The 14,062-nt window shown below is 67.1% G+C and carries 15 protein-coding genes; 10 read left to right on the top strand and 5 right to left on the bottom strand.

What is annotated here, in order from left to right; translation table 11 throughout:
- Positions 1–145 precede the first annotated feature (145 nt).
- The 3 genes from SJY11_RS00170 to SJY11_RS00180 all read right to left on the bottom strand — a co-directional run bounded on the left by SJY11_RS00170 (position 146) and on the right by SJY11_RS00180 (position 2,560).
- A complete protein-coding gene (locus tag SJY11_RS00170) occupies positions 146–661 on the bottom strand; it encodes a DUF1127 domain-containing protein (protein ID WP_376984366.1) in 516 nt (171 codons plus the stop codon).
- 196 nt (positions 662–857) lie between these two features.
- A complete protein-coding gene (locus SJY11_RS00175) occupies positions 858–1,583 on the bottom strand; it encodes a response regulator (RefSeq protein ID WP_376984367.1) in 726 nt (241 codons plus the stop codon).
- 188 nt (positions 1,584–1,771) lie between these two features.
- The gene (locus SJY11_RS00180; RefSeq protein WP_376984369.1) at positions 1,772–2,560 is read right to left on the bottom strand and encodes an alpha/beta fold hydrolase; all 789 of its coding nucleotides are present in this window, start codon (positions 2,558–2,560) and stop codon (positions 1,772–1,774) included.
- 139 nt (positions 2,561–2,699) lie between these two features.
- On the opposite strand from SJY11_RS00180, the gene SJY11_RS00185 reads away from it, so the two are divergent.
- Complete coding sequence (locus tag SJY11_RS00185; protein WP_376984371.1) at positions 2,700–3,167, top strand: MarR family winged helix-turn-helix transcriptional regulator; 468 nt, start codon at positions 2,700–2,702, stop codon at positions 3,165–3,167.
- Positions 3,168–3,181: 14 nt separating this feature from the next.
- On the opposite strand, the gene SJY11_RS00190 is transcribed toward SJY11_RS00185, so the two are convergent.
- Together SJY11_RS00190 and SJY11_RS00195 are read right to left on the bottom strand one after the other, a co-directional pair.
- Positions 3,182–3,961 (bottom strand): SDR family oxidoreductase, encoded by a 780-nt coding sequence (locus SJY11_RS00190; protein ID WP_376989216.1) that lies wholly within the window; start codon positions 3,959–3,961, stop codon positions 3,182–3,184.
- Complete coding sequence (locus tag SJY11_RS00195; RefSeq protein WP_376984373.1) at positions 3,961–4,281, bottom strand: nuclear transport factor 2 family protein; 321 nt, start codon at positions 4,279–4,281, stop codon at positions 3,961–3,963. The genes SJY11_RS00190 and SJY11_RS00195 overlap by 1 nt, the downstream gene beginning before the upstream one ends.
- A gap of 109 nt (positions 4,282–4,390) precedes the next feature.
- Between SJY11_RS00195 and SJY11_RS00200 the strand changes: the two genes are divergently transcribed.
- The 9 genes from SJY11_RS00200 to SJY11_RS00240 all read left to right on the top strand — a co-directional run bounded on the left by SJY11_RS00200 (position 4,391) and on the right by SJY11_RS00240 (position 14,038).
- Positions 4,391–5,299: a LysR family transcriptional regulator gene (locus SJY11_RS00200; RefSeq protein ID WP_376984374.1), complete on the top strand. Its 909-nt coding sequence runs from the start codon at positions 4,391–4,393 to the stop codon at positions 5,297–5,299.
- Between the two features lie 302 nt (positions 5,300–5,601).
- Entirely contained in the window at positions 5,602–6,849 is a 1,248-nt protein-coding gene (locus tag SJY11_RS00205; protein ID WP_376984376.1) for an ABC transporter substrate-binding protein, read from the top strand.
- A 162-nt stretch (positions 6,850–7,011) separates the two neighbouring features.
- Positions 7,012–7,884 (top strand): helix-turn-helix transcriptional regulator, encoded by an 873-nt coding sequence (locus SJY11_RS00210; RefSeq protein WP_376984378.1) that lies wholly within the window; start codon positions 7,012–7,014, stop codon positions 7,882–7,884.
- Positions 7,877–8,887, top strand: coding sequence for a branched-chain amino acid ABC transporter permease (locus tag SJY11_RS00215; protein WP_376984379.1), 1,011 nt, complete (start codon positions 7,877–7,879; stop codon positions 8,885–8,887). The genes SJY11_RS00210 and SJY11_RS00215 overlap by 8 nt, the downstream gene beginning before the upstream one ends.
- Before the next feature lie 2 nt (positions 8,888–8,889).
- Positions 8,890–9,975, top strand: a complete 1,086-nt coding sequence (locus tag SJY11_RS00220; RefSeq protein ID WP_376984380.1) for a branched-chain amino acid ABC transporter permease — start codon at positions 8,890–8,892, stop codon at positions 9,973–9,975.
- Complete coding sequence (locus SJY11_RS00225; protein ID WP_305681676.1) at positions 9,972–10,775, top strand: ABC transporter ATP-binding protein; 804 nt, start codon at positions 9,972–9,974, stop codon at positions 10,773–10,775. The genes SJY11_RS00220 and SJY11_RS00225 overlap by 4 nt, the downstream gene beginning before the upstream one ends.
- Complete coding sequence (locus SJY11_RS00230; RefSeq protein ID WP_376984382.1) at positions 10,768–13,017, top strand: ABC transporter permease; 2,250 nt, start codon at positions 10,768–10,770, stop codon at positions 13,015–13,017. Before SJY11_RS00225 ends, SJY11_RS00230 begins: the two co-directional genes overlap by 8 nt.
- Complete coding sequence (locus tag SJY11_RS00235) at positions 13,014–13,166, top strand: hypothetical protein (protein WP_376984384.1); 153 nt, start codon at positions 13,014–13,016, stop codon at positions 13,164–13,166. The genes SJY11_RS00230 and SJY11_RS00235 overlap by 4 nt, the downstream gene beginning before the upstream one ends.
- Complete coding sequence (locus SJY11_RS00240) at positions 13,163–14,038, top strand: phosphoenolpyruvate hydrolase family protein (protein WP_376984387.1); 876 nt, start codon at positions 13,163–13,165, stop codon at positions 14,036–14,038. Before SJY11_RS00235 ends, SJY11_RS00240 begins: the two co-directional genes overlap by 4 nt.
- Positions 14,039–14,062: the final 24 nt, after the last annotated feature.

The raw sequence follows: 14,062 nt of genomic DNA on the forward strand, positions 1-14,062 counted from the left end.
CAGGAGCGCGACGAGCGGCGGTGCTTCGGCGATGGGGTGGACGGGCTGGTCACGACGCTGCTCGTCACGGTGGTCCCGGTCGGGTTGTTGAAGCGGCTGGCGGGCGATGCGGCCCGATCGACGGGCGCGCCCGGGACCTCGCAGCTCAGCGTTCGCCGCCGTTGCGGACGAAGAGCTCGATCGCGTTGGCGTCGACGATGCCGATGTCGCGCAGCATCGGTGCATCGAGCCGGCGCAGATCCTGTACGGCGCGCCTGATCGCCAGCTCGCGCCCAATGCGATGCCAGGCGCCTGCAACCGCAGCCCCCAACCGGCGCGCCAGCGTCGGGCGCCCCGCTTGGACGACCTTCGCCTGAGCGGGAACCGAGCGCGTCGGGTAAGGCCCGAATGGGCTGCCGAATGCGAGGGCGTTGCCGGCGATCCCAAAATCGATCACCAGCCGTTCGATCCAGGAGACCCCGGACTTGGGCGTGCGCGTCCCGAGGCATTCGGGCGACATTACCGGGGGAGTTGGCACGTCACCGCGCGGGGAGAAGCCCGACCGATGCCACCCATGAACCCCGTTAGGTCGCCGTAAAGCGATGATGTCTGCGCCCGGCGCGGGTAGATATAAAAGATGATCAGTCCGATCTTTTATTTGCGCTGGATCGGAGTACTTCATGGACGGCTCCATCGTCTGCGATGAAGCCGTTATCTGAGCGTCTTGTTACACAGAGACGAGCAGATCCTGCTTTAAAGTTACAGATGAAATATTCGATCGATGACTCCGACGACGCTTGGCCCATGTCGTTTGCTGACGCCTGGCGCACGGAGCAGCCGTCCCATCCGGCTGCTGGCCAACATCGCGACAGGCTCGCTCATATCCGTGCCCGCGCTGCGTCGCTGACCGTGACATCGCTGGTAAACACATAGCCGGCCCCGCGCTCGGTCCGGATGAGCTTCGGCCGGGCCGGATCCGCCTCCAGCTTTCGCCGGAGTCTCAGGATCAGAACATCGATGCTGCGATCAAAGACATCGTCGTTGTGACTGCGCGTTTCCGTCAGCAGTTGTTCGCGCGACAGCACGTGCTGGGGCGCTTTCAGGAAGACGGTGAGCAGCTTGAACTCGCCTGCGGTGAGCTTGATCTCTGCGCCATCGGCGTCGGAGAGCTTTCGCGTATCGATGTCGAGCTCAAATCGGCCGAAGCGATACGTCTTCCGCTCCTTGCGCTTCTTTTGCGCGGGCCTTTCCCTCAGGGATGCCCGGACACGCGCCAGAAACTCACGGATCGCGAAGGGCTTCGTGACGTAGTCGGTGGCGCCGAGCTCGAGCCCCACGACCTTGTCGGCTTCGTCCAGGCGGTCGCCGCTGATGATGATGATCGGCGCATCCGAGGTGCTGGACAGGCGGCGGACGATCTCCAGACCGTCTTCATGGCCGAGATTGAGGTCGACGACCACGAGGTCGACTGCATCGGTGCCGACGATCCGCGCCAGCGATCGGCTGTCGCTGATCGCGGTGACGCGGAACGCGTGCTGCGACAGGTAGTCGGACAGCAGGTCGCGGATCGTCGGGTCGTCATCGATCAGAAGAATGTGCTTCACGAAGCGGCTCCAGCGGGGCGAGCCCCGGGCGATCGAAAGGTCTCGGGTCCGGGGCGTGCGTTTGCCAGACCGCGCGTAGTGACGGGTTTGTGACGGGCGCCACCGCCTAAGGGTGCAAGACGGGAACAACGAGCAGGCGGGATCCGAGAACCCGCCTGCATAGAGGCCTGAAAGACCGCAGCTGCGGATCAGCGGCTGGCGGTTCCGGAGGTCCGCGCGGCCTCGTCGATCACGTCAGACACGACCTTGGGCTGCGTCATGAAGAGCGCGTGGCTGGCTGCGACCGTGGTCACCTTCGCGCCGATCTTCTTCGCCATGCCGTGCAGCATGCGTTGGTCGAAGGCCTTGTCCTCGGTCGCGATGACGGCCCAGCTCGGCTTGCTGCGCCAGGCGGCCTGGGTCAGCTTCGTCTCGAAGGCCGACATGGCGATGGGCACCTGAGCATCGCGCATGAAGGCCGCATCGGCGTCGCCGGCATCCGCCGCAAAGCCGGCCTTGAACTTGGCCGGGGCGACGTAGCCAAATCCGTCGCTGTGGATGTCGAGAACGAATTCGGGCGGTGTGGTGTAGCCGGCATATTGCTGGGCCGTCGTCTCGCCGGCGTCGGGCGACAGCGCCGAGACATAGACCAGCCCCGCGACCTTGGGATCGTTGCCCGCCTCCGTGATCACCGTGCCGCCCCAGGAATGGCCGACGAGGATGGCGGGGCCGTCCTGCCGGGCGAGAGCGCGCCTGGTCGCGGCCACATCGTCGGCGAGCGAGGTCAAAGGGTTCTGGACGATGGTGACCTTGTAACCCCGCGCCGTGAGGTTGTCGTAGACGCCCCGCCAGCCGGAGCCGTCGGCGAAGGCGCCGTGCACGAGCACGACGTTCCTGACGGACTGGCTCGCTGGAATGGGTTCGGCAGCCTGTGCAGATTGGAGGCCAAGCACGGCTGCGGCCGCGGCGGCGAGGATGCTGTTGCTCAGTGGGTTCATGATCATTCTCCTTTTGATATTGAGATAATGTTTATCGTGATATCTATTTGATTGGCGCGACAAGGGCTGTCAAGTGACATTTATCGCGATATTGTTTTTAGCGCGGGCCCCTCTATCTGTGGGGGCGTGGAGGCCTTCCGTGTCCGATCAGATCAGCACCCCGCCAGCTCTCGACGACCAGCTCTGCTACGCGCTCTATTCTGCCGGCATGGCTATCCAGCGCGTCTACAAGCCGCTGCTCGACGATCTCGGTCTGACATATCCGCAATACCTCGTGCTCAACGTTCTCTGGGCTGAAGACGGACAGACCGTCGGCGCGATCGCCGAAAAACTAGCCCTGGAGTCGAGCACGCTCACGCCGCTGCTGAAGCGACTGGAGGTCGCTGGTCTCGTGAGGAGAACGCGGAATCCTCAAAACGAGCGGCAGGTCGTGGTCAGCCTGACTGACGCTGGAATCGCCATCAGGTCCAGAGCGGGATGTCTCGGCAATGCTCTCCTGGGTGCCTCGCTTCAGAGCCCGAACGATTTGTCCGACCTCAATCGTGATGTTCGACGATTGCGCGACGCGGTTTATTCCCAGCTCGGCGGATGGACGACACCCGCCTGATCGCAGTCGCCTCGTCAGACCGTCGGCACGGTTCCGCCGTCGATGATGTGCTCGGAACCGGTGATCGCGCCGGCCCGGTCGGAGGCCAAGAACGCGATCAGGCTGGCGACTTCGTCCGGCCGCGCCGGACGTCCCAAGGGGATGCCGCCGAGCCCGTCCATGACGATCTTCTGTCCGCCCTCGTAATCGGTGCCCGCCTCCTGCGCCAACCGCTCGACCAGACGTGTGGCGGCTTCGGTCTCGATCCAGCCAGGCGAGACCCGCAGGACACGGACGCCCTTGGGCGAGACCTCCTTGGACAGCGCCTTGCTGTAGGCAGATAGCGCAGCCTTCGCCGCGGCATAGGCGATCGTCGATTCCGGCAGCGGCAACAGCCGCTGGATCGACGAGACATGGACCACGACACCACGCCCGCGCGATACCATCTCCGGCAGGAGCAGCCGGTCGAGGCGCACGGCCGGCAGGAGATTATGGGCTAGTTCCTTCTGCCACTCCTCCTCCGTGAGCGCCGCAAAGCCACCGGCTGGGGCGGACGAGCCTCCGACCATATTCACGAGGATGTCGACGCCGCCGAGGCGCTTGGCAACGGCTTCGGCGACCGTCCTCGCGCCGTCTTCGGTCGTCAGATCGGCCGGGACAAAAAGGTCTTCGGGCAGCGTGTCGGGCCGGGAGCGAGCGCTGGTCAGCACCTTTGCGCCAAGCTCGCGAAAGAGCGACACCGTGGCCGCTCCAGCGCCCTTGGTGCCACCGGTGATCAGCGCGCGTTTGCCCTCGAAAGAAATGAAGCCGGTCATCACGCGATCTCCAGCCGCGCGATCGCGTCGTTTGCGACGGTGAAAGTGAAGAGCAGCGTCACCGGGCTGCCGGGGAAGTCGCCGCTGACCCGGGTGCGAACCTGCGTCACATCGCCGGTTGTGGTCACGTCGATCGGCGCGTTGACATGGGGGGTCTTCTGCTTCGCCTCCATCCACCAGGCGCGGATCGCATCGAGCCCGGCATGACGCTGGCGCTCATCCTCGACGATGGCCCCGGGTGACAAGGTCGCCATCAGCGCCTCGACGTCGTTGCGGCTGTCGGCCTCGAAATAGGCCTTGATGCAGTTCGGCAGGTCCATCTTGTCCCTCCTTTTGACCGACAATGGTCTGATGCGACCGAAGATAGCCCTCGACGATTGTTTTAATAATCGGGATATTAGGGGATGACGAGATGAATGGATCGGGACAATGGATCGATTGGCCGTCAATGATCTGGAGGCGGTCCTGTCGATCGCGCGCAAGGGCAGCTTCCGCGCCGCTGCCGTCGATCTCGGCCTGTCGGCCACAGCTCTCAGCCATGCGATCGGCAGACTCGAAGCGGATCTGGGCGTGCGCCTGTTCAATCGAACCACCCGGAGCGTATCGCTGACCGAGGCCGGGCGCCTATTCGTCGAGCAGGTCGGCCCGACGCTGCAGGATATGCGCAGCGCCCTCGAAAGCGTCAGGTCACACAGCGAGACGCCTTCAGGGACGATCCGGATCAACGCCGCGCCGTTCGCTGCCCGCGAGATCATGTCGCCGCTCGTCGTCGAATTCCTGCAACGCTATCCCGACATGAACATCGACATCGTCACTGAGGGCAGGCTGGTCGACGTCGTCGCCGAGGGGTTCGATCTGGGCGTGAGGGTCGCGGGGCTCGTGCCCAGCGACATGATCGCAGTGCCACTGAGGCGCCCGCAGCGGTATGCGGTCGTCGGCTCACCGCACTATTTCGAGCGCCACGGCAAGCCAAGGGTCCCGCCGGACCTTATCCGTCATATCTGCATCCGAGTTCGGCTGCCGGATGGCGGGTTGTTTCGCTGGCGCTTCGAGAAGGATGGCGAGATCGTCCAACTGGATGTCCGCGGCCCGATCATTCTGGACGAGGGCAGCCTCGCGCGTATCGCCGTGCGAGAGAGCATCGGCATCGGCTTCTTCCTCGAGCAGGACGTCCTCGCGGACATCGCAAGCGGCGATCTCATCCGCATCCTGGACGACTGGACGCCGCCTTCCCCCGGGCTCTGCATCTACTACCCCGGCCGCCGAAACCTCTCGGCGGGCATGAAGGCTTTCTTGGCTGTCGCCCGCGAAATGGCGGCGCGTGGGCGTCCTACCTAGCCAACCCGCTTCACCAGCGCGCTTTCGGCCGACGCGCCGGAATTGACTACGGAACAGGGCCCATCGGCAGGCCACTCACGCTGCAGGCTTAGCGCGATGTGATATTGTGCGGGTGATGCGGCCTCCTGAGGAGGATGCACGATCCCTCGGGGCTACGGCACCGAAAAAGCAGACCCAGCGCAATATCCGCGGCCTTGGCAGCGTCCGGCGCTATGTTACCGTGTGTTTAGAGCGGATCCAAAAGCCGCCACCGGCTTCGCCGTCAGAACCTTCGGCGCGGCCAGCACGCAGGGAGGACTACGATGCGCAAGACGCTTGCGGCCGCTTTCGCGGCCTGTTTCGTCGCGGCTGCACCGGCCGCGCATGCCCAGGAAAAACTCAAGATCGGTGTGATGGCGACGCTGTCGGGCGCTCTGACGTCCGGCGGTGAAGACGGCGTCCGCGGCGTCCAGATCGCGGCCAAGGAACTCGGCAACAAGATGGCCGGGCGCGAGTTCGAGTTCATCATCACGGCCACCGATGCGAGCCCCGATTCCGCGCTGCGCGCGGCCCGCAAGCTGGTTGAGCAGGACAAGGTGCAGCTCATCATCGGGCCGCTGTCGGGCTCCGAAGGCATCGCCATGCGCGACTACAGCAAGACGGTGCCCAACCTCGTCATGGTCAACGGCTCGTCGGGCGCGCTCGAGACGACCTTCGTCAATCCCTCGCCGAACTTCTTCCGCTTCAACAGCGACGGCGCGATGTGGATGGCGGGCCTCGGCGAATACGTGCTGAAGGACAAGGGCTTCAAGAAGATCTCGGTGATCGCCGAGGACTACTCCTTCCCCTACACGCAGGTCTTCGGCTTCGCGATCGGCTATTGCCGGGCGGGCGGCGAGATCGTCCAGCGCCAGTGGGTGCCGCTCGGCACCAAGGATTTCGGCTCGGTGATCGCCAACATCCCCGACGATGTCGACGCCGTCTTCCTCGGCCTGGGCGGTGGCGACGCGGTCAACTTCCTGAACCAGTACAGCCAGACCGGCGGCAAGGCGAAGTTCATCGGCGGCTCGATCATGGTCGACCAGACCGTGCTGTCGTCGAAAGGCGCCGCCAAGCGCCTTCTGGTGGGGACGCCCTCCTCCGGCGGCGTCGCCGACGCCTGGGACGATCCGCGCTGGAAGGCCTGGGTCAAGACCTATCAAGAGGCGTTCCCGGCCGACAAGCGCTTCGCCAGCCCCTCGCTCTTCGCGACCAACTACTACAACGCCGTGATGGCGCTCTCGATCGCGATGGACAAGGTCAAGGGCGACCTGTCGGATGGCGGCGCCAAGCTGCGCGCCGAACTCGCCAAGGTTGAGCTGAACGCGCCCAACGGCAAGATCAAGCTGGACGACAACCGGCAGGCGATCGCCACGACCTTCATCACCGAGGTCGCCGAGCTGCCCAATGGCGATCTGACCAACAAGTTCGTGCGCGCCGTGCCGGACGTGACGCAGACGCTGGGCCTCTCGCTGGAGGCGTTCAAGGCGATCGGCCTGCCGTCCCGGACCAATCCGGAATGCAAGAAATAGGGCGCCAGAGCGCCCGTTGGAGGGGACCCGCATCCTGCGTGCCCCCTCCGCTTCCGTCACGTCCCGACTCCCGGCGCCTGCGAGCGGATCTCGCGGTGCCGAGCCGGTGGCTTGCCTGACGAGGCCCAGCTTCCTGCGTCGGACCTACTTTCGCGAGGCATCATGAGTCGCGCAGTTGCGGTCTGCCACGGTCCCTTCGGCCGCGTCGCGATCTACGATCTCGACCGCCCGCTGGTGCTGCACGCCCACCGCGAGGCCCACCTGATCTTCTTCCTCGAAGGGTCGCGCGGCCTCGTCACCGTGAATGGCTGCACCACGCTGGTCGACCCGTTCATGGGGGTGGCGATCAACCCCTGGGAGCCTCATAATTTCCAGCCGGAACGGGCGGGCGCGCTGGGCCTCTTCCTCGTCGTCTATCTCAAGCCCGAATGGCTGGCGGCCCAGACCATGACGCCGCCCGGCGCGCTGGCCTTCCCCGCCTCCGAGCTCGTGGTCACCCGCGAACTCGCCGCCTGGCGGGACGAGGCGGTTGAGATGCTGCTGTCGGCCCATCGCGATCTCAACCTCGCGCCCGTGCTGATGGCGCTGGCCCAAGCCTCGAGCGAGCCGATCGGCCAGGACCTCGCCTCCGCCCTGCTGCATGTCGCACCGGAAAGCGTGCTGGACCGGCGGGTGGCGCGGGCGCAACGCCTGATCGAGGCCCATCCCGCCCATGAAGGTGCGCTCGCCCGTGTCGCCCGGGAGGCCGGGCTGTCGCGAGCGCATTTCTTCAAGCTCTTCCGCGAGCAGGTCGGCGTCACCCCGACCGTCTTCGCCAACACCGTCCGGCTCGATGCCGCGCTCGACCGCCTCGTGCTCTCGGGCGAGCCGGTCACGCAGATCAGCCAGGCGCTCGGCTTCTCCTGCCAGAGCGTCTTCACCCGCTTCTTCACCGCCCATATGGGCATGGCGCCGCGCGATTATCGCCGCGTCCTGCGCCGTATCGGCCAGGCGCCGCAGCTCTCCGGCCCGTCGCTGCGGGCCTGCCATGTCTGATTTCGTCGCCCGCCGCCCGATCTGGTCGCTGATCATCCTGCTGGCGCTGGCCGTGCTGGCCTGGCTCGTCTTTTCGATCTGGACGCCGGGGATGGAGGCGATGTTCGGGCGCAAGCGTGTCTTCCTGAGCGCGCTGTTCAACGGCATCACGCTGGGGGCGCTGTATTTCCTGGTCGCCAGCGGATTCACGCTGATCTTCGGGCTGATGCGCAACGTCAACCTCGCCCATGGCTCGCTGTATCTGTTCGGCGGTTATGTCGGCTACAGCGTCGGCGAATGGTCGGGCTCCTGGCTTGTTGCCCTGCTCGCGGCGTTCCTCGTCGTCGCGATCGTCGGCATCCTCATGCAGGTGCTGTTGTTTCGCTGGATGGAGGGCCAGGACCTCCGCCAGACGCTCGTCACCATCGGGCTCTCGATCATCTTCGCCGACCTGCTTTTGTGGAGCTATGGCGGCGACACCTTCCAGGTCACGGCGCCGGACTGGCTCTCCGGGCCGGTGACGCTGCCCCTGGCAGTCGCGCTGCGCAGCAATGGCGAGGCGGTGATGATGACCTATCCGCTGGTGCGCATCGCCATCCTGATCGGGGCGATCGTCGTCGGCGTGCTGATGTGGCTGGCGCTCAACCGCACGCGGGTCGGCATGCTGGTGCGCGCCGGGGTGGACGACCGCGACATGCTGTCGGCGACCGGCGTGCGCGTGCAACTCGTCTTCGTCATGGTCTTCGCCTTCGGGGCCGGGCTCGCCGGCCTCGCCGGCGTCGTCGGCGGCACCTTCCAGTCGCTGCAGCCTGGCGAGGATACGCGCATCCTGCTGTCCTCTCTCGTCGTCGTCATCGTCGGCGGCATGGGCTCGATCCCCGGGGCGGCGGTCGGGGCGCTGATCGTCGGCCTCGCCGAGCAGTTCGGCTCGGTCTACATGCCGACCTATGCGGTGATGCTGACCTTCCTGATCATGGTCGCGGTCCTGGCGATCAGGCCCGAAGGCCTGGCGGCGAGGCGCTGACGATGGCCATCGCCGACCTCGATCTGCCGCAGCGCGCCCGCCCCCAGGAGGGCTTCGGGGACTGGGTCGCGCGCCGGGGCACGGCCTTCTGGGTCGTGTCCGCCCTGCTGCTGGTCATGCCCGCCATCGCCAGCCCGTTCTGGCTCGTCCAGATCATCGCCTATGCGATGATCCTGGGCCTGATCGCGCTCAGCCTGATGTTCCTGGCCGGCTATGGCGGCATCGTCAGCCTGATCCAGATGACGGTGGCGGGCTTTGCCGGCTACCTCGTAGCGATCCTCGGCGGCAGCGCCATCACCCAGATCAGCCTGAACTGGCCATGGTGGACAGCGGTGCCGGTGGCGATCCTGGTCGCGACGCTGTTCGGAACGCTGAGCGGAGCGCTCTCGGTGCGCACCGAGGGCATCTACACGATCATGATCACGCTCGCGATCGCCTCGGCCTTCTACTACCTGACGCTGCAGAACTACACGATCTTCAATGGTTTCAGCGGCTTCAACGGCATCCTGCCGCCGGTCTTCCTGGGCATCGACTGGGGGCAGAGCCTGCCCTTCTACTACCTGACCCTGGCCTGTGCGGCGCTGGCCTATGGCGCGGTGATCTATGTCTCGCGGGCCCCCTTCGGGCTCGCCTTGCAGGGCACGCGCGACAACCCCCGCCGCATGGCGGCGCTCGGCTTCGACGTCGTCGCGCATCGCATCGCCGCCTATACCTTTGCTTCGCTGATCGCCGCCTCGGCAGGCGTGCTGCTGGTCTGGTACCAGCGCCAGATCTCGCCCGGCACGGCCGGGGTCGGGCCCGTCGTCGACATGCTGATCATCGCGGTGGTCGGGGGGCTGAGCCGCCCGATCGGCCCCTTCATCGGCGCGCTGGTCTATGTGCTGCTGCGCACCTTCGCGCTCGACGTGCTCGAGGGTGTCGGCCTCGACGGGCGGCGCTACCAGCTGCTGATCGGGCTCGGCTTTCTCGTCATCGTGCTGTTCTCGCCCGACGGGCTGATCGGCATCTTCCAGCGGCTGCGCGAGCGCTATCGCCGCGGCCGCGAGGCCCGCGACAGCCAGATGGGCACAGGCGGAGGCGCGCCATGAGCGCGGTCGTCTCCCGCGAGCGGCTGACAGCGGCGGGCTCTGCCAATGCGCTCGAACTGCGCGGGGTCTCGCGGCTGTTCGGCGCGCTGGCGGCGCTCACCGACATCACGCTCTCGGTGAAGCCCGGCGAGCGGCGCGCCGTGCTCGGCTCGAACGGAGCCGGCAAGACGACGCTGTTCAACTGCGTCACCGGCGATTTCGCGCCGAGCTCGGGCGTGATCCGCTTCTTCGGCGAGGACGTCACCGCCTTTCCGCCGCAGGAGCGCATCCGGCGGGGCCTGCGCCGGACCTACCAGATCTCGTCGCTGTTCACCGGGCTTTCGGTGCTCGACAACGTCTATCTTGCCTGCCGGGGCGTCTCGCGGAACCGCTTCTCGCTGCTGCGCCCGCGCCGGGACGATGCGCTGGTCCATGCGGCCGAGACGCTGGTCGAGGCGGTGCATCTCTCGGCCGTCAAGGACCGGCTGGTCGGCGAGCTCGCCTATGGCCAGCAGCGCCAGCTCGAGATCGCGCTCGCTCTGTCGGGCGCGCCGCGCTTCATCCTGTTCGACGAGCCGGCGGCGGGGCTCTCGCCGACCGAGCGGCGCGACCTCGTCCACATCCTGACCTCGCTGCCGAGCCATATCGGCTACATCATCATCGAGCACGACATGGATGTGGCGCTGCGCGTCGTCGAGAGCGTGACGATGATGCACAACGGCCGCATCTTCAAGGAAGGCGCGCCGCAGGAGATCGAGAGCGACCCGGAAGTCCAGGAGCTCTATCTCGGCGGCGGACATGTCGGAGGCGGGCATGGCTGAGCGTCTCAAGGCCCCGCCCGGCGTCGGCGTGCCGATCCTGCAGATCGCCGGCCTCAACGTGTTCTACGGGCGCTCCCATGCGCTGCAGGGCGTCGACCTCACCCTCCATAGCGGCGTGCTCTCCGTGGTCGGCCGCAACGGCATGGGCAAGACGACCATGTGCAAGGCGATCATGGGGCTGGTGCCGGTCAGCTCGGGCTCGATCCGATTCTTCGGCGAGGAGATCGCTGGGCGCAGCCCGGCCGAGATCGCGCGGCTCGGCATCGGCTATGTGCCGCAGGGGCGCCGGCTCTGGCGCTCGCTCACGGTCGACGAGCATCTGCGGCTGATGCAGCGCTCCAAGCGCGGCGTCTGGACGCCCGAGCGCATCTACGAGGCTTTCCCGCGGCTGGCAGAGCGCCGCAACAATGGCGGTGCCCAGCTCTCGGGCGGCGAGCAGCAGATGCTGGCGATCAGCCGGGCCCTGCTGATGAATCCGCGTCTGCTGATCATGGACGAGCCGACGGAGGGGCTCGCGCCCGTCATCGTCGCCCATGTCGAGGAGATGCTGGTGCGCCTCGCCGAGCAGGGCGACGTCGCGATCCTGGTCATCGAGCAGAACATCGGCGTCGCGACCGAAATGTCGGACCCGGTCGCCATCATGGTCAATGGCCGGATCAACCGCATCATCGCCTCGGCGACGCTGGCGGGTGACCGCGACCTGCAGCAGCGCCTGCTGGGCGTCGGCCGGCACAGCCATGACGAGACCGACGGCGCGCCCGAACCAGCGGAGACGTCGGAGAGCGGGACGGCCCGCGCCCCTGCCCCGCCGAGCGGCCCGATGCGGGTCTACAACGCCAATCCGGTCATCCCGACGCGCTGGTCGCAGCCCGTCCCGGCGGCGCGGATCGAGGCGCAGGCGCGGACGATCTCGCGCCCGACGCTGGCGACGCGCGACGGTGCCCGGGTCGCGGACGGCCGGCGCCATGCGCCCTCGGGCAGCGGCGAGCCGCATGTCATCGTCGTCGGCACGCTCGACACCAAGGGCGAGGAGCTGCGCTTCATCCGCGATCTCGTCCAGGCTGACGGGGTACGGGCACGGCTGGTCGACATCTCGACCTCGGGCCGCAGTGCCGGCGGCGACGTCACCCCGCAGGAGATCGCGCTCGCCCATCCGCGCGGTTCTGCCGGCATCGCGTCGGGCGACCGCGGCGCGGCCGTGGCGGCGATGACGGAGGCGTTCAAGGCCTGGCTGCCGCGCCAGCAGGGCGTTCTCGGCGTGATCTCGGCCGGCGGCTCGGGGGCGACCGCCATGGTGACGCCCGCCATGCAGGCCCTGCCGATCGGGCTGCCGAAGCTGATGATCTCGACCATGGCCTCGGGCGATGTCGCGGCTTATGTCGGCGCCGCCGACATCACCATGATGCATGCCGTCACTGATGTGCAGGGGATCAACCGGGTCTCGCGGCTGGTGCTCGGCAACGGGGCGCGGGCGATGGCCGCCATGGCCAAGGCGCGGCTGGCCGAATTGACCAGACCGGCGACGACGCGGCGCGCCGAGCCCGAAAAGCCGCTCGTCGGCCTCACCATGTTTGGTGTCACCACGCCCTGCGTGCAGCAGGTCTCGCGGCTGCTGGAGGCCGACTGGGAGCCGCTCGTCTTCCACGCCACCGGCACGGGCGGGCGGGCGCTGGAGAAGCTGGTCGAGTCCGGGCTGGTCGGGGCCGTCATCGACGTCTCCACCACCGAAATCTGCGACATGATGATGGGCGGCTTCCTGCCCGCGACGGAAGACCGCTTCGGCGCGATCATCCGCACGCGCATTCCCTATGTCGGTTCGGTCGGCGCGCTCGACATGGTCAATTTCTTCGCCCCCGAGACGGTCCCGGAGCGCTACCGGGGCCGCAATCTCTATCCGCACAATCCGCAGATCACGCTGATGCGCACAACGGCGGACGAGAATGCGCGGATGGGGCGCTGGATCGGCGAGCGGCTGAACCTGATGGAGGGGCCGGTGCGCTTCCTCCTGCCCGAGCGCGGCGTCTCGGCCCTCGATGCGCCCGGCCAGCCTTTCCACGATCCCGCCGCCGACGCCGCCCTGTTCCAGGCGCTGGAGCAGACCGTGCGGCAGACGCCGACGCGGCAGCTGATCCGCTGCCCGCATCACATCAACGACCCGGCCTTCGCCGCCGCTTTGGTGCGGGAGTTCAGGGCCCTGCACGCCGGGCGCCGGCGCGAGCGGGCCAATGGAGGCAGGGCATGAACTCGATGATGATCGCCTCACCGTCATTGCGAGGAGCGCAGCGACGAAGCAATCCAGGGGCGGCAGCGCCCTACCTCCTCCTGGATTGCTTCGCTGCGCTCGCAATGACGGCGTTCGGCGGCGGCTTCGACTTCGAGGAACGCCCATGACCGCCTTCGACAAGACGGCCCTGCTGAAGCGCTTCCGGGCCATGGTGAAGGCCGGCGAGCCGATCGTCGGCGGCGGCGCCGGCACCGGGCTTTCCGCGAAATGCGAAGAGGCCGGCGGGATCGACCTCATCGTCATCTACAATTCCGGCCGCTACCGCATGGCCGGCCGCGGCTCGCTCTCGGGGCTGATGCCCTATGGCGACGCCAACGCCATCGTCATGGAGATGGCGGCCGAGGTGCTGCCGGTCGTCAAGAGCACGCCGGTGATCGCCGGCGTCTGCGGCACCGACCCGTTCCGGCGGATGGACGTCTTCCTGGACGAGGTCGCGCGGATCGGCTTCGCCGGGGTGCAGAACTTCCCGACCGTCGGACTGGTCGACGGCATCTTCCGCAAGAACCTCGAAGAGACCGGCATGGGCTACGGCCTCGAGGTTGAGATGATCCGTCTCGCCAACGCCAAGGGCCTGCTGACGACGCCTTACGTCTTCTGCGAGGCCGATGCGCGCGCCATGGCGAAAGCCGGCGCCGACATCATCGTCTGCCATCTAGGGCTGACGACCGGCGGCGCGATCGGCGCCGAGACGGCGCTCAAGCTCGCCGACTGCCCGGCGCTGGTCGACGCCTGGGCTGCCGCTGCCCTCGCGGTGAAGAAGGACGCGCTCATCCTCGTGCATGGCGGCCCGGTCGCCGAGCCGGCGGATGCCGACTTCATCATGAAGCACACGAAGTACTGCCACGGCTTCTACGGGGCATCCTCGATGGAGCGGCTGCCGGTCGAGGTCGCGATCCGCGACCAGACGCGCGCCTTCAAGCGCATCGGGCGCGATCTGACGAACAAAAAGCCCGCCGGGAAGGCTGGCAAGGCGAAGTGACCCGGGCCACGGGTGGGAGGATGA

This window comes from Allobosea sp. R86505, assembly GCF_042466375.1.
Lineage (GTDB): Bacteria > Pseudomonadota > Alphaproteobacteria > Rhizobiales > Beijerinckiaceae > Allobosea.